Genomic DNA, 21,904 nt, shown 5'->3' on the forward strand with positions numbered 1-21,904 from the left:
GGATGCCCCCCCGATCACCCATAAGAATTTCAAAAACGGGTACACGTTATGAATCTTTCCCAAAGCTCTCCCCTGACGCCCGGCATGGGTGCCACCACTGGCGGCATCGGCGACAAAATCCGCGGCGCCATGGCCGTGGGCAAGACCCGTTGGGGCATGCTCGCACTGGTGTTCTTCGCCACCACCCTGAACTACATCGACCGTGCCGCCCTGGGTGTCATGCAGCCCATCCTCGCCAAGGAAATGAGCTGGACGGCGATGGACTACGCCAACATCAACTTCTGGTTCCAGGTCGGCTATGCGGTTGGCTTCGTGCTGCAAGGACGGCTGATCGACCGGATCGGCGTCAAACGCGTCTTCTTCTGTGCCGTGCTGCTCTGGAGCCTGGCGACCGGTGCCCATGGCCTGGCCACGTCGGCAGTGGGCTTCATGGTCTGCCGCTTCATCCTGGGCCTGACCGAAGCCGCCAATTACCCCGCCTGTGTGAAGACCACGCGGCTGTGGTTCCCGGCGGGCGAACGGGCCGTGGCCACGGGCATTTTCAACGCCGGGACCAACGTCGGCGCGATGTTCACGCCGATGCTGCTGCCTCTGGTTCTTCAGGTGTGGGGCTGGCAGGCTGCGTTCCTGTGCATGGCCGCGCTGGGCGGGATCTGGTTGCTGTTCTGGGGCCTGAAATACTTCAACCCGGAAGACCATCCCACCGTCAAACAATCGGAACTGGACTACATACAACGTGAAAGCGAACCGGACCAGACCCGCGTGCCCTTCTCCCGGATCCTGCGTATGCGCGGCACCTGGGCCTTCGCCCTGGCCTATTCGATCACAGCACCGGTGTTCTGGTTCTACCTCTACTGGCTGCCCCCGTTCCTGAACCAGCAATACAACTTGGGCATCAACGTGACCCAGATGGGCATCCCGCTGATCATCATCTACCTCACCGCCGACGTCGGCAGCGTGGGCGGCGGCATCCTCTCTTCGTTCCTGATCGGTCGCGGTCTCAACCCGATCAAGGCGCGGCTGGTCTCGATGCTGCTGTTCGCCTGCTGCATCATCGGCGTCATCCTGGCCGCCGGTGCCAGCAACCTGTGGATGGCGGTGTTCGCGATCTCCCTGGCCATCGGCGCACATCAGGCCTGGACTGCGAATATCTGGAGCCTGGTGATGGACTACACGCCCAAACACATGATGAGCACGGTGTTTGGCTTCGGCGGCATGTGCGCCGCCATCGGCGGGATGTTCATGACCCAGCTGGTGGGCCACATCCTGACCGTGACCAACAATAACTACACCGTGCTGTTCACCCTGATCCCGGCCATGTACTTCATCGCCCTGACCTGGATGTACTTCATGGCGCCGCGCAAGGTTCCGACACTGGAAAACTGATTCCCTACATCCGAACGATCAAGGCTGGCACTTTTTTATGGCGGGGGATTTATCCCTCGCCACAGGGGCGTGTATTGCCAGCCATCAGGCCCGCCGCTGCTGCCACGCGGCGGCCAATCCGCTCAAGCAAATCAGCACGATACCCAGCACCGTGGTCACTGTCGGCGTGTGGCTGAACAGCAACCACCCCAGCAATCCGGCAAACACGATCTGACAATAGCCGAACGGTGCCAGCAGCGCCGGGGCGGCAAAGCGGAACGCCTGGGTCAGCATCAAGTGCGCCGTCATCCCGCAGGCTCCCAACGCCAGCATCATCGCGCCATGGACCAGGCTGGGCACTTGCCAGAAGAACGGCACCAGCGCGCTCATCACCAAGGTATTGCACAGGCCAGCGAAAAAATTGCTGGTGGTCGGGCTGTCGATCTCACTGAGCTTGCGCGTGAGCAACTGATAGAAACAGAAAAACAGCGCCGAACAGAACGGCAGCAACACTGCAGGCGTGAACAGGTCTCCGCCGGGATGGACAATGATCAACACCCCGATGAAGCCGAAGATCACCGCCACCCATTGCCCCCGTGTCACCTGCTCACCAAGCAGTGGCACGGACAGCGCGGTGACCAGCACGGGAGCCAGGAAATTGACCGCCGTGGCCTCGGCCAACGGGATATACATCAGCGCCGTGGTGAAGAACAGGCTGGTGCCCAACAGGCACAACGCCCGCGCCAGTTGCCACAGCGGGCGCTTGGTACGCAGCACCCGCAACCCGGAACGGGGCAGGAAAATGCCCGCCATCAGTAGCGTATGCACCACATAACGGGCCCACACCACCATGATGATCGGATAGAAACCCGAGAGGTATTTCGACAAAGCGTCGTGACTGGAAAAGAGGAACGTCGCGAAGACAATCAGCAGGATGCCCTTGAAGGCTTGGTTGACGCCGGAAAGCGGGGTGCTGACAGTCATGTAAAAATCCCGAAACCTGCCCACCTGACAGGTCGCCAAGTGATCGAACGAAGTCTAATGCAAAATCCGGACGCGCTGACGGATTCGTGGTCGATGAACCAAAATCGGTAACGATTGCCTGAAAGCTCAGAGGAGAACTGGCGGCAATCTTGCCAAGGGACAACACTCTTCACACGGTCAATTCAGAGGATTCCCACATGCTATGGAAAAAAGGTCGCCGCAGTGACAACGTGGTGGACGCCCGTGGTGATGGGGGCAGCTCAGGCGGAATGCGTTTCGGCGGTGGCAAGGGACTGAGCCTGACGGCCGTCCTGCTGATCGTCGGCATCGGCTGGATCACCGGCCAGGACCCCATGCAGATTCTCGGACAACTCGCCGGACAGATGGACCAGAGCGCTCCCCCTTCCTCCCAGACCCGCCAGGCCCCGCCCTCGAACGATGAACAGGCCGAATTCGTGCGCTCGATCCTTGGCGACACCGAAGACACCTGGGGCCAGGTATTCCAGCAAGCCGGACGGCAGTATCAGCAACCCAAACTGGTGCTGTTCAGCGGTCGGGTCAACTCCGCGTGCGGCCTGGCGTCCTCGGCAACCGGCCCGTTCTATTGCCCCGCGGACCGGCAGGTTTACCTGGACATGAGTTTCTTCCAGGAAATGTCCCAACGCTTCGCCGCCGCCGGCGACTTCGCCCAGGCCTACGTCATCGCCCATGAAGTCGGACACCACGTGCAGACGCTGCTTGGCGTCTCAGCAAAAATCCAGGAGGCTCGCCAGCAAGGTCGACAGATGGAAGGCGACGGCGGTCTGCTGGTGCGCCAGGAATTGCAGGCCGATTGCCTGGCGGGTGTCTGGGCCAACCATGCGCAGAAACGCTTGAACTGGCTGGAGCCGGGTGACGTGGAAGAAGCCTTGAACGCCGCCAATGCCATCGGCGACGACCGCTTGCAGCAACAGGGCCAGGGCCGCGTGGTACCGGACTCCTTCACCCATGGTTCATCGGCGCAGCGGGTGCGCTGGTTCAAGGCCGGGTTCGCCCAGGGCCAGGTCAGCCAGTGCGACACCTTCGCGGCGAAAAACCTGTAGATGAAGTGGGCAGCGGTGATCGCGCTGGTGCTGTGCGGCACCTTCGCTCAGGCAAGCGAACAGGGTGTGGCCGTCGTCGCCCAAGGACGACTGCAACTCAAGGGCGGCGCCATGGCCGTGGCCGTGGGACCGCCTCCTGCCTCTATCCAACGGGTGCTGATCATCCTCCACGGTCGGCTGCGCAATGCCGAGACCTATCTGCACAGCGCCGAAAAAGCCGCCGGGCAGGCCGGGCAACTGGCCACGACCTTGATCATCGCCCCGCAGTTTCTCAACGAACAGGATGTGCTGCGCCACCAACTGCCCGCCGAACTCCTGCGCTGGCAAGGCAATGAATGGATGGCCGGCGGCTTGTCCACAGGACCGCATCCGCTGAGTTCCTTCCAGGTACTCGACGAGATCATGGCCCGGGTCAGTGACCGGCAGCAGTTTCCCGACGTGAAGGAGATCGTCATCGCAGGTCATTCCGGCGGGGCCCAGGTGGTCCAGCGCTACGCCCTGCTCGCCCGGGGGCCGTTCCGGATTCCTCCGCGCTTCGTCGTCGCCAACCCGTCTTCCTATGCCTATTTCGATGCGCAACGGCCCATGGCCTTCGCCCCCGCCAGTTGCCCCAGTTTCGACCAGTGGAAATATGGCCTCCAGAACCTGCCCGCCTATGCCGCCGGGCAAACGCCCGCCCAGCTGGAAGAGCACTACATCAAGCGCGACATTGTCTATCTGCTGGGACAGCAGGACACCGACCCGGAGCATCCGGCGCTGGACAAAGGCTGCGAGGCCCAGACCCAGGGCCCGTATCGCCTGCTGCGCGGGCACTTCTTCTTCGACTATCTGACCCGACGTCATCCCGTTGGCCTGAACCAGCGGCTGATCGAAGTGCCCGGGGTGGGGCATGATGGGGATGGGATGTTCAACTCGGCCGAGGGATTGAAGGTTTTGTTTGGTCAATGAACCTTGTGTCGACTGGGCAGGCCTGCTCGCGATGGAACCATCCCGCCAAATACCACTTCAAGCCAAAAGCATCCGCCGCAACTCAACACAATCGCGCGCATGCCAGTCCGTCAGCTCCGGCCATGGATTGTCCGGCAGGTTGACCAGCACCGTCCGTGCGCCGGCCGCACGACCACAGTCCAGGTCGAAGCGGTAGTCGCCCACCATCACCATCGACTCGGGCGCCACATTCCAGGCTTCGGCCAGTTTCAGCAGGCCACCGGGATGCGGTTTGGGCGGCGCTTCGTCACGGCCGAGCACGTCCTCCACGGCGAAACAATCCGCCAGGCCGATGGCTTCGAGGGTCACATGGGCCAGCTCCCGTGCATTGCGGGTCAGGATCCCCAGACGGTCACCACGCCCGGCCAGTTCGCGCACCAACTCGACGGCACCGGGTGCGGGCCGGGAACCGAGGGCCAGGTCGCGCTCGTGCTCCAGCAGCCAGGCATGCTTGGCCGCCGCTTCGTCTGCCGGCAACGCTGCCAGGTGAGTCAGGATGTCGTCTTCGGGCGGGATCGCCAGGGCCACGCGGATCGCCGCGAAATCATGCACGGCGATGGTCAGCGTGCCATCCATGTCGAATACCCAATGCCGTACATCCGTCAGGCTCATGCCCAATCCTTGCGATGGCGGATCAGCCCTTCCTGAGTCACCGACGCCACCAGTTGCCCGGCGCGGTTGAACACACTGCCACGGGAAAACCCGCGGGAATTACCGGCCCAAGGGCTGTCCATGGCGTAAAGCAGCCAGTCATCGGCGCGCAGGTCGGCGTGGAACCACAAGGCGTGATCAAGGCTGGCAACTTGCATGTCCTTGTGCCACACCGATTTGCCGTGAGGCAGCATCGAGGTGGTCAGCAGACCGAAGTCCGACGCATAGGCCAACAGGTACTTATGCAGGGCCGGCGAATCCGCCAGGGCGCCATCGGCGCGGAACCACACGTATTTGATCGGATCGGCCGGCTGCGGGTTGTAGGGGTCCTTTTCCGTGACCGGGCGCACCTCGATCGGCTTGGGGCACAGCAGTTTTTCGCGCATGTGCTCGGGCAACAGGTGCGCCCGCTGCTGGGTCAGCTCCAGCTCGGACGGCAGGTTCTCCGGCCCGACAACCTGGGGCATGGCGCTTTGGTGCTCGAAACCCTGCTCGTCGTACTGGAACGACGCGCTGCACGTAAAGATCGGATGGCCTTTCTGGATCGCGGTGACCCGCCGAGTACTGAAGCTGCCGCCATCACGCACCCGATCCACCTGGTAGACCACCGGCAGCGCGGCATCACCCGGGCGCAGGAAGTACCCATGCAACGAATGTACATGACGCGCCTCTTCCACGGTCTGGCTGGCCGCCGACAGCGATTGGCCCAACACTTGGCCGCCGAACAACTGGCGGAACCCCAGGTCCTGGCTACGACCACGGAACAGGTTCTCTTCTATCGGTTCCAGGGTCAGCAGGTCGACCAGATCTTCCAACACGTGGCTCATTTAAGACTTTCCTCACACAGCACATACCGCGCAGTCGGTGCTGCGGCGGCGGATCGATTGTTGGCCCGGGCCACTCTGGCGGGCATTGTAAACGTCCGTGTCGGCTAACCGTGCAGGGTTTCCAGCCACTGCTCACGATTGATGCGGTAGAGCACATGGTGACGCAATGGATGATCGACCGCGAGTTTTGGATGCTCGAAATCGTCGGCCGGGTCATGGTGCATACCGATGGCCTGCATGACTTTTTGCGATGGCTGGTTATCGACGGCGGTAAACGCCACCACTTCCTCCAGCCCCAGGCGGTCGAACCCGCACCGCAGCGCCGTCCACGCCGCCTCACTGGCATAGCCCAGGCCCCAATGCTCCCGGGCCAGACGCCAGCCAATCTCGATGGCAGGCGTGAAATGGGCGTCGAACCCGACCACGCCCAGGCCGGTGAACCCGATAAAGGCACCGGTATCCTTGCGCTCCAGCGCCCACAACCCAAAGCCGTGCTCGGCGAAATGACCTCGCACACGCCCGATCAGCGCGGCGCTTTCCAGTCGACTCAGGGGCGCGGGGAAATAACGCATTACCTGCGGATCGGCCGACATGGCCGCGAACTCCGGCAGATCCTCGTCGCGCCATTGCCGCAACAATAGGCGCGGGCTTTCCAGTTCAAGTATCAGCTCCATCTTCACTCCCTTTCCATCCCCAAAGTCTACATCGCTGGTAGGATTCACTGCTCAATTGCCGCTGAAATCACCATGCCGCTACCGCTTATCTACCACGAAGACTACAGCCCCGAATTCCCGGCGGACCACCGTTTCCCCATGGACAAATTCCGTCTGCTGCGCGATCACTTGGTGGACAGCGGGCTGACCCGTGACGCGGACCTGTTGCGCCCTTCTCTGTGCTCGCCCGAGATCCTGGCCCTGGCCCATGACCGCGCCTATATCGAACGCTACATGGGGGGCGAGTTGTCTCGGGAAGACCAACGGCGGCTCGGCCTGCCCTGGAGCGAAGCCCTGGCCCGCCGAACGGTACGTGCAGTGGGCGGTTCGCTGCTGGCAGCCGAGCAGGCGCTGCAACACGGGCTGGCCTGCCATCTGGCCGGCGGCACCCATCACGCCCATTTCGACCATCCTGCCGGGTTCTGCATCTTCAACGATCTGGCGGTCATCAGCCGGTATTTCCTGGCCTGCGGCCGCGTTTCCCGGGTGCTGATTTTTGATTGCGACGTGCACCAGGGTGACGGAACGGCCCGAATACTCCATGACACTCCGGATGCAGTGACAGTTTCCCTGCATTGCGAAAAGAATTTTCCTGCACGCAAGGCCCAAAGCGACTGGGACATCCCACTGCCGATGGGCATGACGGATGCCGCTTACCTGAAGGTGGCGGACGATGCCCTCAACTACCTGCTGCCGCTCTATCAACCGGACCTGGTGCTCTACGACGCGGGGGTCGATGTGCACAAGGACGACGCCCTCGGCTACCTGAAGCTCACCGATGAAGGCCTCGCTGCCCGGGATGAAAGCGTCATGCGCCACTGCCTGAGCCGCGACATTCCTGTAGTCGGGGTGATCGGCGGCGGCTACAGCAAGGACCGCAAGGCCCTCGCCCGACGTCACGGGATCCTGCACCACAGCGCACAAAGGGTCTGGGTGTCATCAGGTTGTCATTGAAACCTGGGTGCGTTACCCACAATGACTGTGGAGCGGGCTGTGGATAACCTGAGCGAAACGGTCTGGAGCCCAGGCCGGCCATAGCTTGCAGGGCCTTGGTTGTTTTTTAATCACAGCTCTAGAACACCTCCATCCGTGTGGGAACGGGCTTGCTCGCGAAAGCGGTGTGTCCGTTAACGAAGATGTAGACTGAGGCACCGCTTTCGCGAGCAAGCCCGCTCCCACAATATCTGTGCTGATAGAATGCCGCGCTTATCCTCGTCCCAGCAGTCCACGCCATGACCTCGACCGTCCCACCCGCCACTCCAACCATCGCCATCATCGGCGGCGGCCCTGCCGGCCTCATGGCAGCGGAAGTCTTGAGCCAGGCCGGGGTCCGGGTCGATTTGTACGACGGCATGCCGTCAGTGGGCAGGAAATTTCTGTTGGCCGGTGTCGGCGGCATGAACATCACCCATTCGGAACCCTTCCCGGCGTTCCTGTCCCGCTACGCCGAACGCGCACCGAACCTCGCTCCACTGCTGCGAGCCTTCGGCGCCGATGAGTTATGCACATGGATCCACGACCTGGGCATCGATACGTTTGTCGGCAGCTCGGGGAGAGTATTCCCTACCGACATGAAAGCCGCCCCATTGCTACGCGCCTGGCTCAAACGGCTGCGGGATGCGAGTGTGGCAATTCATACACGCCATCGCTGGCAGGGCTGGAACCCCGACGGTAGCCTGCGAATCGCCAGCCCGGACGGCGAAATCACGCGGCGGCCCGACGCGACGTTGCTGGCATTGGGCGGTGGCAGTTGGTCGCGCCTGGGCTCCGACGGCGCCTGGATGCTGCCCCTGGAACAACGCGGCGTCGCCCTGGCGCCGTTGCAACCCAGCAACTGCGGGTTCGACGTGCCGGGCTGGAGCGATCTGATGATCAGCAAATTTGCTGGCGCCCCATTGAAAAACATTGCCATCGGCCTCAACGATGACGTGCCACGCCTCGGCGAATGCGTGCTGACCGCTACCGGCCTGGAGGGCAGCCTGATCTATGCCCTGTCGGCACCGATTCGCGAGGCCATCAACCGAGATGGCCGTGCGACGGTTCACCTGGATCTGTTGCCGGGCCGGCCTGTGGATAAAGTTCTCCAGGCCTTGAACAAGCCTCGCGGCTCACGCTCGATGGCCAAGCACCTGCACAGCCAATTGGGGATCGATGGGGTCAAGGCTGCGTTGTTACGAGAGCAGACATCCGCCAACTGTTTCACGGACCCGACGCAGCTGGCCCGGGCGATCAAGGCATTGCCGATCACTCTGGTGAAAACCCGCCCATTGGACGAAGCCATCAGCAGCGCCGGCGGCGTGGTTTTCGAAGCCTTGGACACACGCCTGATGCTCAAGCAAATACCCGGCGTGTTCTGCGCCGGGGAAATGCTGGACTGGGAAGCGCCGACCGGTGGTTATCTGCTGACCGCGTGTTTTGCCAGCGGGCGGGCGGCGGGGTTGGGGATGTTGGAGTGGCTACAGCGCAAGGATTGAAACCGCGGCGCACCTATCGCGATCTACCAGACGAAGCACATCAAGGCTTACGCTTACGCGGCCCGGTATTGAACACCGGCACTTTTCGCACAGGCTTGATCGAAGGTTCAACCGGCGCCGAGTCCCCGCTGTCCACCCATTTGCCCAGGTTGCGCTTGCCGCCACCGCCCGACGCCTTGGGTTTCTTCGGCTTTTTCGGTTTTTTGATGACCTGACCGCTGGCATCGGTATCGGGCACGCGGTGCTCAGGCTCGAAATCCTGTTCCATCTGCCGCGGCAAGGTCTTGCGGGTCAGCATTTCGATGGCGGACAGCAGGTTCACTTCATCGGCGCAGACCAGGGAAATGGCTTCGCCGGTGGAACCCGCCCGGCCGGTACGGCCGATACGGTGGATGTAATCCTCGGCAACGATGGGCAGATCGAAGTTCACCACCAGCGGCAAGTCTTCGATGTCCAGCCCACGGGCGGCGACGTCAGTGGCCACCAGGATCTGGATTTCACCAACCTTGAAACGGTCCAGTGCGCGTTGCCGGGTGGCCTGGGGCTTGTCGCCGTGGATGCCGTCGGCGTTGACGCCCAGGCCCTGGAGTTTTTCCACCAGCGCATCGACGCCGTTGCGGGTCTTGGCGAAAACCAGCACCTGTTTCCATTTGTTCTTGCGCATCAAATGCACGAACAATTCCGGCTTGCGCTTCTTGTCCACCGTCACCACCCATTGCTTGACGGTGTTGGCGGCCACGTTGCGCGGACTGACTTCGATGCTCAGCGGATCGTTGAGCATCTGTCCGGCCAGCAAGCGGATCGCGTCGGAGAAGGTGGCAGAGAACAGCAGCGTCTGGCGCTTTTTCGGCAGCGCCTTGTAGATATTCGCCAGTTCCTCGGAGAAGCCCAGATCGAGCATGCGGTCGGCTTCGTCCAGCACCAGGGTCTGCAACTGGTTGAACTTCAGGGCGTTCTGCCGAAACAGGTCGAGCAGGCGGCCCGGCGTGGCGACCAGCAGGTCGACGCCCTTGCGCAGCTTCATCATCTGCGGATTGATGCTGACGCCGCCGTACACCGCGTAAGTACTCAACGGCAGGTGCTGTGCGTATTGGCGTACGCTTTCATGAACCTGCTCGGCCAGTTCACGGGTCGGTACCAGGATCAGCGCCCGTACGGAATTGGAAGCGACCTTCGGCCCTTCGGTGGTCAGCAACTGCAACAACGGCACCGCGAACCCGGCGGTCTTGCCGGTGCCGGTCTGGGCCGCGGCCATCAGGTCGCGACCGGCCAGCACCGCAGGCATGGCCTGGGCCTGCACCGGGGTCGGGGTCTGGTAGCCGAGCGTCTCGAGGGCGCGCAGCAAAGGTTCGATCAGGCCAAGGGTGGCGAAAGTCATGGGAATACCGTAGGAAAATCAGCGCAAGGTGTGCAATGCGCGGCAGTTTACCTCAAATCAGGCCACGGGCTTGGGCTTGCGCCACTGGGGCAGCCCGATCAACACCACGGCACTGATGATGACCAGCATCGCCAGGGCCTCTTCGACACCGATGGTTTCACCGGCGAACACGATCCCCAGCAACACCGCTACCGCCGGGTTGACGTAGGCATAACTGGTGGCCGCCGCCGGACGCACATGCTTGAGCAGGTACATGTAGGCATTGAAGGCAATGATCGAACCGAAGAAGGTCAGATAAGCCAGGGCGAACCAGCCTTCGAACGCAGGCATGCGTTCCAGGTGCTCGCCACTGGCGAAGCTGCCGATCAATAACACCACACCGCCCACCAGCATCTCTACGGCACTGGCCATGGCGCCCGCCGGCAGCGGCAGGTGCTTGCTCAGCACGGAGCCGAAGGCCCAGGAGGCCGCCGCGAATATCAGCAAGGTCGCACCCAAGGGGCTGGATTGCAGGTTGGAGCCCAGGTTGAGCATGGCGATGCCGATCAGCCCCAACACAATCCCCGCCCATTCCAGACGCGTATTGCGCGCGCCCCAGAAGTAACCACAGAGCAAGGTAAACAAAGGCACCGTCGCCACCGCCAGCGCCGCCACGCCGGATGCCACGCCAGTGTGTTCCGCGACGCTCACCGCGCCGTTACCAAAACTGAGCAACAACACACCGATGAGCCCAGCGGCCTTCCATTGCGCCCAGGTCGGTGCCGGCGCGCCACGCCAGCGCAAAAAGCCATACATCAGCGAGCCGGCCATCACGAAACGAATGCCCGCCAGCAACAACGGCGGCCAATGCTCGACACCGATGCGAATCACCAGGTAGGTGGACCCCCAGATGACATACAAGGCGAAAAAAGCAGCGATCAACGGCAAAGGAAAACGGCGTGGGCCAGACATGGTCAGCTCGAAATCAGGACAATGGAGAGACGCTATTCTAAAAAAGCGACGAACGGAAAATAAGCTACAAAACCTGTTTATCCGGCCCATACACTTTTCAGCAAGCCTTCGATGGGCCTGTCCACCACCATTGAAAGGCGGGTGCCGCTGGGGCAATTGGAGGGCAATGACAAATAGCAGACTCACTGCAAACCAAAACTGTGGGAGTTCGCGATGGTATTCAGCCTTCGCGATACCGCTTGAGGTGCTCGCCGATCTTTGCCGCCGGCACTTTCTGCAAACTGCACAGCAAATCATGGGACAACGCCTGCACCCCATGCGTTTGCCGCAGTTCGGATGCCAGGTGCGCCGTTAGGTTGGCGGCCATTTCGGCGTCGGCCATGGCCCGGTGGGCCTGGCCGGTATGGGGCAGACCGGCGTAGGTGTTGAGGGTGCCGAGCTCGTGGTTGGGTGCGGCCGGCATCAGGCGCCGCGCCAGCAGCAGCGAACAGGCAAAATTCTGCAGCCGGGTACGCTTGATGCGACCCAGTTCGAAATCCCAGAACTTCTGGTCGAACGCGGCGTTATGGGCCAGCAGCGGCGTGATGCCGACGAATTCATTGACCTCGTTCATCACCCGCTCGGCCGGGGGAGCGCTGCGCAGCATGGCGTTGCTGATGCCGGTCAGTTGCTCGATGAAGGCAGGCACGCGCACGCCGGCATTCATCAGGCTCTGGTAACGGTCGACAATCTGCCCACGCTCAAGGATCACCACGGCGATTTCCGTGGCCCGACAACTGCTGCTGGGGGTGATGCCGGTGGTTTCAAAGTCGATGACTGCGATGCGTTCCAAACTTGTCTGAACTCCGTAAACGATCAATTCTTGAGCAGCAGCGCGCCTTCGATGGGCACGTAGCGACTGGCGGCGCGGATCAGCGAGTTGGCGGTCAGCCCCGGCACGCCGTAAGCCACCGCCTGTACACCGTGCTTGGCGATGATGCGCTCGAGCAACATGTCGAAATCGCCATCACCGGAAGCCAATACCACTTCGTCGACATGATCGGCGGCGTCCATGATGTCGAGCGTGATACCCACGTCCCAATCACCTTTGGCCGAGCCATCGCTGCGCTGAATGTAGGGCTTGAGCTTCACAGTGAATCCCAGGTTGCGCAGGATCTGCTGGAATTGCTGCTGCTTGCTGTCGCCGCGGTCGATGGCATAGGCATAAGCCTCGACGATCTGCCCCTGCTTGCTGACATCGGCCCACAGCGCCGCGTAGTTGAAGTGACAACCATAAGCCTGGCGCACGGTGTAATAGAGGTTCTGGACATCGGCGAACACTGCGATTTTCTTCACCGCGGTTCCTCTTGAATGCACAAGCGCGCAGGCTCTGGGTCAGGCCACCGGCCCCGAAAAGGCGCCCAGTATGCCAGCCCAGTGGATCGTTCCGCGAATAATCGGTCCGAGGCGCCTCGCGCCCCGGACGAATGGCAGGCTCAGACGTAGGAATCGTCGTCGCCAAAGAAGGAAGAATCGTCGCTGTAGTCGGCGTCGTCGAAGCCGCCCTGGTCGCTGCCGAAGGCATTGTTGTCGGCCACTTGCTGGTGATCGCCCCAGCCGCCGTTGTCAGCGGCATCATTGACCGGCTGCGCCGGCTCTTCTCGGAGGATCTCGACGATTTCCTGGGGCTGTTGGCTGCTGTGGAACAGGCTGCTGATGCCCTGCGCCAGCATCACGCCACCGGCTACACCGGCTGCGGTTTTCAAGGCGCCGCCCAGAAAACTGCTGGCCGCCGGGGCCTGCTGTAGCGGTGCGCCGTAACCCGCGGGGGGCGCGCCAGAACCTTGCTGGGCCGGCGCAGCGCCGAAAGAAGAAGGCCGCACCGATTCCCGCCAGCCGCCGCTGGAGGCCGGAGCGCTCGGAGCTGCTGTCGGCCGCGTATCCCGGTTGCTGCCGCCGAAGATACTTGAGAGAAAACCACCACCGCTCGCGGCCGGAGCCTGATTGCGAGCGCTTTGCAGGTCAGCCTGCAACTGCTCGATTTGCTGGGTCAGTTGCCTGTTCTGCTCGTCGAGGCGCTTGATCGCCGCCTCCTGTACCAGGATCGCCTGGGCCATGAAATAGCCCGCCGCAGGCTGGTTGGCCAAGTGTTCCTTGATCCGCGCCTCGGCCTGGGCATCGCGCGGGGCTGAGTCCTTTTCGGCCTGTTGCAGCCGTGAAAACAGTCCATCGATCAGGGTTTGTTCTTCGCTGTTCATGGCGACCTCATCAGATTGCCGGGTAGAAAAACCATGCCGGTCCCGAAGCACCGGCGCCTGACAGTAATGGGGCTCGCCGGGAAGGTTTCAATGTTCTTTACCTGATGTTTACGTTTGCTCGTGCGGGCGCCTGATCGGTTAAAGTGTCGGACCGCTTCTGGAACTGCGATACCGACTCATGAATCCGTTCGACGTGCTGCGCGACTCTTTGTATTTCTTCAAGCGCCATCTGGGCCGGATCGCCCAGTTGTGCCTGCCCCTGGTGATACTCGAGGCGCTGTTGCAGCAAGGCGTGGACAGTGCCGTCGGCCCCGACGGTTTTCCTGGCTACAGCTTGGTCGTCGGCCTGCTGGTGTACCCGCTGTACACCGCTGCGCTGATCCTGTTTCTCGATGCCCGCAGTCGCGGCGAATCGCCGCGCACCCGCGACCTGCTGGCCGCCGCCCTGACCCTGTGGCCACGCTTCGCCGTGCTGACGGCCCTCAACACACTGTTGATCCTGCTGGGTATCTCGTTATACCTGCTGCCTGGCCTTTGGTTGATGGTGACCCTGGCGTTCAGTGAATACCTGCTGGTGCTCAGGGGCCTGGCGCCACTGGCGGCGATGAAGGAAAGCCTGCGCATGAGTCGCGGTCGTTTCTGGCGGATCCTGTTATGCATCCTCGGCGTGATGGGCCCGCTATGGCTGCTCAAGGGCGCCAGCGTCTCGTTGTATCCGGCCCCTCAGAATCCGGCGATCGGCTTGTTGATCGACAGCGTCCACAGCTTCCTGCAACTGTTCACCAGCGTGGTGCTGTACCGGATCTTCATGTTGATCACGGAAAAGCCCGAGCCATGACCGGTTTTCTGCGCAACACCTTGCTGGGCCTGTTGGCGATCCTCTGCCTGGCCGCCCTGGCGATCTATGGCCTGACCTGGCGTCCACAGGCCCGGGAAGCAGCGCCGGTCAGTTGCGCTGCCAACGCCGCACCGCTGATGCCCGGCCAGGCCTTGAAAGTGATGACCTGGAACGTGCAGTTCCTGGCCGGCAAGCGCTACGTGTTCTGGCACGACCTGGCCCAGGGCGACGATGAAAGCCCGACCCTGGAAGACATGGCCTTCAGCCTCGACGAAGTGGCACGGGTCATTCGCGACGAGCAACCGGACATTGTCCTGCTCCAGGAGCTGGACAACGGCGCCAAGGCCAGCGACTACCAGAACCAGCTCAAGCTGTTGCAGGAACGGCTCGCCGACCTCTATCCATGCAGCACCAGCGCCTTCGATTGGAAAGCCGACTTCATCCCCGACCCGCACATTTTCGGCAGTGTCGGTAGACAACTGGCAACGCTGAGCCGCTACCGCATCGACCAGGCCGAACGGGTGCAACTGCCGGTGGCCAAGGCCAATTTCATCAGTCGCCAGTTCCAGCCGAGAAACGCTTTGCTGGTGAGCTACCTGCCCCTGAGCGATGGCGGCCGGCTGGCGATCCTCAATACCCATCTGGAGCGGGCTGCCGAGCCGGATGAAACCCTGCCCCGGCAAGTCACCGCCGTCGCCAAGGCCCTGGACAAACTCGAATCCGCCGGCACGCCCTGGCTGATCGGCGGCGACTTCAACCTCCTGCCCCTGGGCCAGTACCTGCGCCTGCCCGCCGAGCAGCGCACGCCCTACTCCGCCGACAGCCCGTTGCATCTGCTGTGGGACAAGTACCCGATGATCCCCACTAACAACGAGGCCAGCGGCATCGACCGCAAGCACTGGCTGACCCACTACCCGAACGACCCCGGCCTCAACGGCCCCGACCGCACCGTCGACTACCTGTTCTACAGCCCCCGAATCAAACGGGTCGAGGCTCAGGTGCGGCAAGACGACACGTTGCGGATCTCCGATCATTTGCCGGTGATTGCGCGGTTCCTGCTGCCCGTTACGCCATAGCCGGACACCTGTGGGAGCGAGCCTGCTCGCGATTGCGGTAGACCAGCAACATTGATGTCGACTGACACACCGCTATCGCGAGCAGGCTCGCTCCCACAGGGTTTACATTTAAGATCAGGACTTCACTTACGCGGCTTCACCCGCGCCGTCGCCTCCGCCACCAGCGGATCGTCCGGCCAGTAATGCTTGGGATATCGCCCTTTCAAATCCTTCTTCACCTCGGCATAGGTGCTGCGCCAGAAGTTCGCCAGGTCCTGGGTCACCTGCACCGGGCGGCGGGCCGGAGACAACAGGTGCAGCTTGACCACCTGGCGCCCGCCGGCGATGCGCGGGGTGTCGGCCAGGCCGAACAGCTCTTGCAAGCGCACTGCAAGAACCGGCGGATGCTCGCTGTAGTCCAGGCGAATCGACGAGCCCGAGGGTACGCTCACGTGCTGCGGCGCCAGCTCATCCAGCCGTTGCGGCAAGGGCCAGGGCAGCAGATTGCGAACGATGCTCGACAAGTCCAGGCTGGCAAAATGACTGAGCCGCGACACCCGTCCCAGGTAGGGCATCAACCAGTGCTCCAGGCGATCGAGCAGCGTCGCGTCGCTGACGTCGGGCCATTCGCTCTCGCCCTTGGCCTCCAGGTCCAGTGCGCGCAGCAGCGCCACTCGCGCTTGCCATTGGCGCAGTTCCGGGGTCCAGGGCAACAGCTCCAGTCCCTTGCGTCGCACCAGGTTTACCAGCGCCTGACTGCGGGCCGATTCGTCCAGGCCGGTCAACGGCTCACGGCTGAGCACCAGTTCGCCGACCTTGCGCTGGCGCTCGGCCCGAAGCACGCCTTCGCGCTCGTCCCAGTCCAGCTGATCCACCGTATGCACTTGCTCGGCCAGCACCGAATCGAACAGCGCCGGGTCGAAATCCGTCGCCAGGTAGATCCGCTCTTCTCGCTGCCCCTGGCGGCTGCCAAGATCTGCGATCACCAGCCACGCTTGTTTCATCAGGCTGTCGGCCTCGGCGAACAACGCCGCACGACCATTGGCCAGACGATATTCCGCGCCACCAGGCCGACGCTGCTGGGCTACGCGATCCGGATAGGCCAGGGCCAGCAATGCACCGAGCCAGCGCGGATGATCGGGATCGTTCACCGCAGCTTCGGCCTTGCCTCGCAAGTAGCCCCGATACTGCCGGGCCAGTTGCCGAGCCCGCTGCACGCCGCCCTGAGCACCGCGTGCCGCCCGCTCCTCGCCGGACAGCAAGGCCAGGCGGCTGTGCAGGTCCGCTCCCGCGCCCCGGAGAATATCCCGCTCGCCCAATAATGCCGCGACGTTGCACGCCATCTCCGCCAGCCCCAATGCCTGGCCACGCAGAAGCAGATGAGCGATTCGCGGGTGCGCTGGCAACTCGGCCATGGCCTGGCCGTGACGCGTCAGTTGCTCGCCATCCAGGGCGCCCAGACGTTGCAACAAATCCTGGGCCTGGGCATAAGCGGCGGGCGGCGGCACGTCGAGCCAGACCAGTTGCTGCGGCGTCACGCCCCAACGTCCCAGCTGCAAGGCCAACCCGGCCAGATCCGCCGAGAGCATTTCCGCGCTGCCGTAAGCGGCCAGTTGCTCATGCTGGTCCTCGGACCACAATCGATAACACACCCCCGGCTCCAGCCGCCCGGCCCGACCGGCCCTCTGCGTGGCGCTGGCCCGAGAGATACGCTGGGTATCGAGACGGGTCATGCCGCTGCCCGGATCGAAACGCGGCACGCGGGCCAGGCCGGCATCCACCACCACCCGGACGCCGTCGATGGTCAGGCTGGTTTCGGCGATGTTGGTCGCCAGCACCACTTTGCGCCGACCAGGGGGCGCCGGGTCGATGGCGGCGCGCTGGGCCGCGAGGTCCAGTTCGCCGTGCAGCGGGCAGAGCAACACATCGCTGTTTTCGCCCAAGGCATCGGCCAGTTGTTGATGGACACGGCGGATCTCCGCCTGGCCCGGCAGGAACACCAGCACGCTGCCGGTTTCATCGTGCAACGCTTCCAGTACCGTCTGCACCAGTCGCGGCTCGATGAACTCGCCGGGCTGAAACGGACGCCCCCAACGCACCGTCACGGGAAACATCCGCCCCTGGCTGCGCAGGATCGGCGCATCGCCCAGCAGACCGGCCAGGCGCTCGCCTTCGAGGGTGGCGGACATCAGCAGGATCTTCAGCGGCTGATCTTCGCGAAACAGCTCCCGACCGTTGAGGCTCAAGGCCAAGGCCAGATCGGCGTCGAGACTTCGCTCGTGGAACTCATCGAAAATCACCAACCCCACGCCTTCCAGCGCCGGATCGTCCTGCAGGCGGCGGGTGAGGATGCCTTCGGTGACCACTTCGATACGGGTATCCGGGCCGACCTTGCTGTCGAGGCGAATCCGATAGCCCACGGTTTGTCCGACTTTTTCTCCCAGCTCACTGGCCAGCCGCTCGGCCGCCGCCCGGGCCGCCAGGCGCCGGGGCTCAAGCATCAGGATGGTCTGCCCGGCCAACCAGGCTTCGTTCAGCAGGGCCAAGGGGACCCGGGTGGTTTTACCGGCGCCGGGAGGTGCTTCGAGCACGGCTTCGTGGCGTGAGACCAAGGCTTGACGCAAGGCAGGTAAAATTTCATCGATCGGTAAAGAAATCATGCGGGTGGCCTGTACGGTTAATTCGAGTACTCAACTTCGAGTGCCAGGGCTTGTCAGGCAAGGCGCCATGACGAGTCGTAGCCCGCTACGGCGAGGATTGGCAACGCAGTCTGGCAAGTTCTGGCGCCGAAGTTGAGTGCACGAATTAGCCACACAGGCCACTAGCTCCAGAACAGAGGGCCGAGTATAACGGCGAACTGTTTCGCGTGGTCTGGACTCCAACCAGCAACGCCCCCCTTACCTGTTCAGGAGATTGTTATGCGTATGCCCTCTCGCGTGATCGGCGGCGTCCTGGTCGCCGCCTTGCTGACCCAGCTCAGCGCCTGCGGCTCGATCTTCTATCCGGACCGTCGCGGCCAGATCGATGGCAAGATCGACCCGGCCATCGCCGCCCTCGATGCCGTCGGCCTGCTGTTCTACATCATTCCCGGCCTGATCGCGTTCGCCGTGGACTTCGCCACCGGCGCCATCTACTTCGAACCGGGCAAGAGCGCCCAGATCGCCCCGGAGAAACTCAAGCCGGCCATCAACGCCGACGGCAGTGTCGACAACCATAAGCTGCAAGCGATCCTGGAAAGCGAACTGGGCCGCAGCTTCCCGCTGGACGATCCACGGCTGATCCAGCACAAGGGCAGCGCCCAGCAACTGGCCGCCTTCGGTCTCAAACCTGCCGCATGAAGGGCGCCGCCGAAGGAACGACCGCGCCATGACCACCAGCGCCGAACATGCTCGTCTGCTGCGCCTGGCCACCCGTGCCTCGGTGGCCGTGGCGCTGATCCTCATCGTCGCCAAGGCTCTGGCCTGGTGGTTGAGCGGTTCGGTGAGCATGCTCGCCGGCCTGACCGACTCGGCATTGGACGGCGTCACCTCGCTGCTCAATCTGCTGGCGGTGCATTACGCTCTGCGCCCCGCCGACGACGACCACCGCTACGGGCACGGCAAGGCCGAGTCCCTGGCCGGCATGGCCCAGGCGTTGTTCATCGCTGGCAGTGCGATATTGATCGCGTTGCAGGCGTTTGAACGCTTGAAAGAACCGGTTGCGGTGCAGGCGCCTTGGCTGAGTGTCGGTGTGATCGTATTTTCCCTGGTGTTGACGCTGGCGCTGCTGGCATTGCAGCACCGGGTTATCCGCGCCACCGGCTCCAATGCCGTACGCGCCGACTCGCTGCATTACCGCTCCGACCTGCTGCTCAACGGCAGCATCCTGGTAGCCCTGGTTCTGGCCGGGTTCGGCTGGTTCCAGGTCGATGCCTGGTTCGGCCTGGGTATCGCCGCGTACATTTTGTGGAGCGCCATTCAGATCGCCCGGGAAAGCTTCGCCGTGCTGATGGACGAGGAATTACCGCCCGACGTCAGCCAGCACATGCTGGCACTGGCTTGCGCGGTACCTGGTGTGCTCGGTGCCCATGACCTGCGCACGCGGATCTCCGGCAACCATTGGTTCGTGCAATTGCACTTGGAATTGCCTGGCGAGCTGAGCCTGTCGGTGGCCCATGGCATCAGCGACCAGGCCGCCGACGCCATCCACCAGGCCTATCCAAAAGCCGAAGTACTGGTCCATGCCGATCCATCGGAGGTGGTCAAGGGCGCCAGGGGCGGATGAGCCTCATCGACTGAACAAACAGACCTCAGTAATTCACCTGATACCCTCGGCTACTCAGGCAACTCCCCTGAGCCTGGCGGTAGGTCTGCACCACTTCCGGCGCCGGCGGATAGGTGTAGTTGCGCGGGTCGAAACCGCTCTGCTGCACCGCCCAACGATAGCAATCGTAGCCATCCTGGTTGACCTGCTCGGGAGACTGGCCATTGGCCGGATAGGCCACCACATCGAAACCGTTACCCTGGGGTTGAGGCTGCGGGTTGGCGATTGGCGCATCGACCACGACGTAATCCCGGGTGCTGGCCTCGTAAATGTAATAGGCCCCGGCGGCGAGGAAAAACAGCGAGCTGCCAATCCACACTTCCCGTGCGTAATCGGGCAAGTAACGGGTACGAATCCCCCGTGGCGGCTGCACCACGATGTAGCGCGGCCCCTGCGGACGATACCAGTAGCCGCCCGAGTAGAAATAATCCTCGCCACGATAGGGCACTCGATAATGGCGCTCCGGAAAACGGTCGATCACATACCCCGGACGATATTGCGGCCCCGGCCCCCAACCATTGCCGTGACCGTCCGGCCGACCGGGCCAGTACTGGTCGGGGCGGTTGTCGGGGCGGTTGTTATAGTCGGGCCGTGGCCTGCTCGGGTAGCCTTCGCTGCGACGCGGGATATCGCGGTAGTAACCCGGTTGGGGTTCCTGCGTCTGGGTCACGCTGTCGGGCCGCCCCTGGATCGGCAGGTTATTGCCCGGTTGGTGAGGAGGTCGACCTGCGCCGTTGGGGTCCTTGGGCGGACTGTAGTAAGGCTGTCCGCCCTGGCGCTGGGCGCCAGGCTCGAACTGGCGGCTGTTGTCACCGCGGATAATTTCGTTGTTTCGTTCGTTATGCTGCGGCCGGGGTTGATCGGCGTGCCCCTGACCATTGCCGCCTCGCTGATCCCCGCCTCGCTGATCATAGCCACGCCCACCTTCCGGGCCGCCACGATTCTGTTGATCATCGGCCATCCCTTGCGCACTGACACTTGCCCACAACAAACCAACACCTGCCAAACGCCAGATGCGCGACTTCATGTTATTCCTCACGACGGTTCAAGGCCTGACGATAAGACTGAGAAAAGCCCAGGCCGGTTCTGCTACAGATTACTCGGTTTTTTTGCAGGCATTAAAAAAGGGAGGCCCGTCGGCCTCCCCTCGAGAATTTCGTCCGTGCGCGACGCTTTTGACGTCGGCTCACCTCACGCCGTCTTCTGGACAACGTGCAGCTCGGGGGCCTGCCAGACACCTGTGGGTGCCGCGACCGCAGCCGGCCTGATCGGGCGGGCTGCATTGGACTGTTTGTCCGAGCAGTGATCTTGGTGGTAAGCATAAGGCTGCAGAGCCGACAGATGATTGCGAAGATTGCTCGAATAAACACCACTTGCGCAATTTTTAACTCAGGATGGATAATCCACCGCAATTAACAGAATAAAGGCCCGACCGATGAGCAAACTCGACCGTTACGACCTGAGTATTTTGGCGGAATTGCAGCGCGACGCGCGGATCTCCAACCAGGAACTGGCCGAACGCATCGGCCTGTCCCCTTCCCCCTGCTCGCGCCGGGTCAAGCAACTGGAGGACGACGGGTACATTTCCCGGCAGGTCGCTCTGCTCGATCGCAAGATGCTTGGCCTGAGCCTGACGGCCTACGTACTCATCGGCATGGACCGTCACACGCCCGAGCGCTTCGAGAATTTCGAGGCAGCCATCCGCAACCTGCCGCAAGTGCTGGAGTGCAGCCTGGTGACGGGGATGGACGCGGACTACCAGCTCAAGGTCGTGGTGCCCGACATGGACCATTACCAGAAACTGCTGCTGGGACACCTGACCCGGATCGACGGCGTCACCAGCGTACGCTCCAGCTTCGTGCTTAACCAAGTGCTCAACAGCACCGAGTTGCCATTGACTCATCTGCGCGGCTGAAAGCCCCCAGCAACCTTGTGGGAGCCGAGCTTGCTCGCGATGGCGGTGGATCAGCCAAATCATAGTCGACAGTAAGGCCGCCATCGCGAGCAAGCTCGGCTCCCACAGAGTCCGCGATGAACAGCTGCGACACACCGCCGCAGGC

At 62.7% G+C, this 21,904-nt stretch carries 21 protein-coding genes; 10 read left to right on the top strand and 11 right to left on the bottom strand.

From position 1 onward, the window contains the following. Window positions 1-48: 48 nt before the first annotated feature. Window positions 49-1,386: an MFS transporter gene (locus tag LCU97_RS23470; protein WP_053151690.1), complete on the top strand. Its 1,338-nt coding sequence runs from the start codon at window positions 49-51 to the stop codon at window positions 1,384-1,386. Window positions 1,387-1,470: 84 nt separating this feature from the next. Here the strand turns inward: LCU97_RS23470 and LCU97_RS23475 are convergent, their stop codons facing one another. After that, window positions 1,471-2,349 carry a DMT family transporter gene (locus LCU97_RS23475; RefSeq protein WP_053151692.1) on the bottom strand — a complete coding sequence of 293 codons (879 nt, stop codon included), beginning with the start codon at window positions 2,347-2,349 and terminating at the stop codon, window positions 1,471-1,473. Window positions 2,350-2,546: 197 nt separating this feature from the next. On the opposite strand from LCU97_RS23475, the gene ypfJ reads away from it, so the two are divergent. Then, complete coding sequence (ypfJ, locus tag LCU97_RS23480) at window positions 2,547-3,431, top strand: KPN_02809 family neutral zinc metallopeptidase (RefSeq protein WP_232777909.1); 885 nt, start codon at window positions 2,547-2,549, stop codon at window positions 3,429-3,431. Beyond that, complete coding sequence (locus LCU97_RS23485) at window positions 3,432-4,379, top strand: alpha/beta fold hydrolase (protein WP_053151696.1); 948 nt, start codon at window positions 3,432-3,434, stop codon at window positions 4,377-4,379. It begins immediately after the preceding gene. A gap of 57 nt (window positions 4,380-4,436) precedes the next feature. Here the strand turns inward: LCU97_RS23485 and LCU97_RS23490 are convergent, their stop codons facing one another. The 3 genes from LCU97_RS23490 to LCU97_RS23500 form a co-directional block, all read right to left on the bottom strand. After that, window positions 4,437-5,030 carry an HAD family hydrolase gene (locus LCU97_RS23490; protein ID WP_053151699.1) on the bottom strand — a complete coding sequence of 198 codons (594 nt, stop codon included), beginning with the start codon at window positions 5,028-5,030 and terminating at the stop codon, window positions 4,437-4,439. After that, entirely contained in the window at window positions 5,027-5,896 is an 870-nt protein-coding gene (gene tesB, locus LCU97_RS23495) for an acyl-CoA thioesterase II (protein WP_232777910.1), read from the bottom strand. Before tesB ends, LCU97_RS23490 begins: the two co-directional genes overlap by 4 nt. A gap of 104 nt (window positions 5,897-6,000) precedes the next feature. Next, window positions 6,001-6,570: a GNAT family N-acetyltransferase gene (locus tag LCU97_RS23500; protein ID WP_053151703.1), complete on the bottom strand. Its 570-nt coding sequence runs from the start codon at window positions 6,568-6,570 to the stop codon at window positions 6,001-6,003. A 72-nt stretch (window positions 6,571-6,642) separates the two neighbouring features. Here LCU97_RS23500 and LCU97_RS23505 point away from each other — a divergent pair, with 72 nt between their 5' ends. Beyond that, window positions 6,643-7,563: a histone deacetylase family protein gene (locus tag LCU97_RS23505; protein ID WP_232777911.1), complete on the top strand. Its 921-nt coding sequence runs from the start codon at window positions 6,643-6,645 to the stop codon at window positions 7,561-7,563. Between the two features lie 278 nt (window positions 7,564-7,841). After that, window positions 7,842-9,083, top strand: a complete 1,242-nt coding sequence (locus LCU97_RS23510) for a TIGR03862 family flavoprotein (protein ID WP_232777912.1) — start codon at window positions 7,842-7,844, stop codon at window positions 9,081-9,083. A gap of 40 nt (window positions 9,084-9,123) precedes the next feature. Here LCU97_RS23510 and LCU97_RS23515 read toward each other — a convergent pair whose 3' ends face one another. The 5 genes from LCU97_RS23515 to LCU97_RS23535 form a co-directional block, all read right to left on the bottom strand. Then, window positions 9,124-10,461, bottom strand: a complete 1,338-nt coding sequence (locus tag LCU97_RS23515) for a DEAD/DEAH box helicase (RefSeq protein WP_053151709.1) — start codon at window positions 10,459-10,461, stop codon at window positions 9,124-9,126. 57 nt (window positions 10,462-10,518) lie between these two features. Continuing rightward, window positions 10,519-11,412: a drug/metabolite exporter YedA gene (gene yedA, locus LCU97_RS23520; RefSeq protein WP_053151711.1), complete on the bottom strand. Its 894-nt coding sequence runs from the start codon at window positions 11,410-11,412 to the stop codon at window positions 10,519-10,521. A 220-nt stretch (window positions 11,413-11,632) separates the two neighbouring features. Continuing rightward, complete coding sequence (locus LCU97_RS23525) at window positions 11,633-12,244, bottom strand: 3'-5' exonuclease (protein WP_232777913.1); 612 nt, start codon at window positions 12,242-12,244, stop codon at window positions 11,633-11,635. A 23-nt stretch (window positions 12,245-12,267) separates the two neighbouring features. After that, complete coding sequence (locus LCU97_RS23530; protein WP_053151716.1) at window positions 12,268-12,747, bottom strand: LabA-like NYN domain-containing protein; 480 nt, start codon at window positions 12,745-12,747, stop codon at window positions 12,268-12,270. A 140-nt stretch (window positions 12,748-12,887) separates the two neighbouring features. Beyond that, entirely contained in the window at window positions 12,888-13,649 is a 762-nt protein-coding gene (locus LCU97_RS23535) for a DUF2076 domain-containing protein (RefSeq protein WP_232777914.1), read from the bottom strand. Window positions 13,650-13,827: 178 nt separating this feature from the next. On the opposite strand from LCU97_RS23535, the gene LCU97_RS23540 reads away from it, so the two are divergent. Together LCU97_RS23540 and LCU97_RS23545 are read left to right on the top strand one after the other, a co-directional pair. Beyond that, window positions 13,828-14,487 carry a hypothetical protein gene (locus tag LCU97_RS23540; protein WP_232777915.1) on the top strand — a complete coding sequence of 220 codons (660 nt, stop codon included), beginning with the start codon at window positions 13,828-13,830 and terminating at the stop codon, window positions 14,485-14,487. After that, window positions 14,484-15,563: an endonuclease/exonuclease/phosphatase family protein gene (locus tag LCU97_RS23545; RefSeq protein ID WP_053151722.1), complete on the top strand. Its 1,080-nt coding sequence runs from the start codon at window positions 14,484-14,486 to the stop codon at window positions 15,561-15,563. The genes LCU97_RS23540 and LCU97_RS23545 overlap by 4 nt, the downstream gene beginning before the upstream one ends. Before the next feature lie 122 nt (window positions 15,564-15,685). Here the strand turns inward: LCU97_RS23545 and hrpB are convergent, their stop codons facing one another. Continuing rightward, complete coding sequence (gene hrpB, locus LCU97_RS23550) at window positions 15,686-18,202, bottom strand: ATP-dependent helicase HrpB (protein ID WP_053151724.1); 2,517 nt, start codon at window positions 18,200-18,202, stop codon at window positions 15,686-15,688. 258 nt (window positions 18,203-18,460) lie between these two features. Here hrpB and LCU97_RS23555 point away from each other — a divergent pair, with 258 nt between their 5' ends. Then, on the top strand, window positions 18,461-18,880 hold the full coding sequence (locus tag LCU97_RS23555) for a polyribonucleotide nucleotidyltransferase (RefSeq protein ID WP_232777916.1): 420 nt from the start codon (window positions 18,461-18,463) through the stop codon (window positions 18,878-18,880). A 28-nt stretch (window positions 18,881-18,908) separates the two neighbouring features. After that, window positions 18,909-19,805, top strand: a complete 897-nt coding sequence (locus LCU97_RS23560; protein ID WP_053151728.1) for a cation diffusion facilitator family transporter — start codon at window positions 18,909-18,911, stop codon at window positions 19,803-19,805. 25 nt (window positions 19,806-19,830) lie between these two features. On the opposite strand, the gene LCU97_RS23565 is transcribed toward LCU97_RS23560, so the two are convergent. Next, window positions 19,831-20,871: a DUF6515 family protein gene (locus LCU97_RS23565; RefSeq protein WP_232777917.1), complete on the bottom strand. Its 1,041-nt coding sequence runs from the start codon at window positions 20,869-20,871 to the stop codon at window positions 19,831-19,833. Between the two features lie 408 nt (window positions 20,872-21,279). Between LCU97_RS23565 and LCU97_RS23570 the strand changes: the two genes are divergently transcribed. Next, complete coding sequence (locus LCU97_RS23570; RefSeq protein ID WP_053151732.1) at window positions 21,280-21,759, top strand: Lrp/AsnC family transcriptional regulator; 480 nt, start codon at window positions 21,280-21,282, stop codon at window positions 21,757-21,759. Window positions 21,760-21,904: the final 145 nt, after the last annotated feature.

It is taken from the genome of Pseudomonas uvaldensis, from assembly GCF_021271205.1.
GTDB classification, from domain to species: Bacteria; Pseudomonadota; Gammaproteobacteria; order Pseudomonadales; family Pseudomonadaceae; genus Aquipseudomonas; species Aquipseudomonas uvaldensis.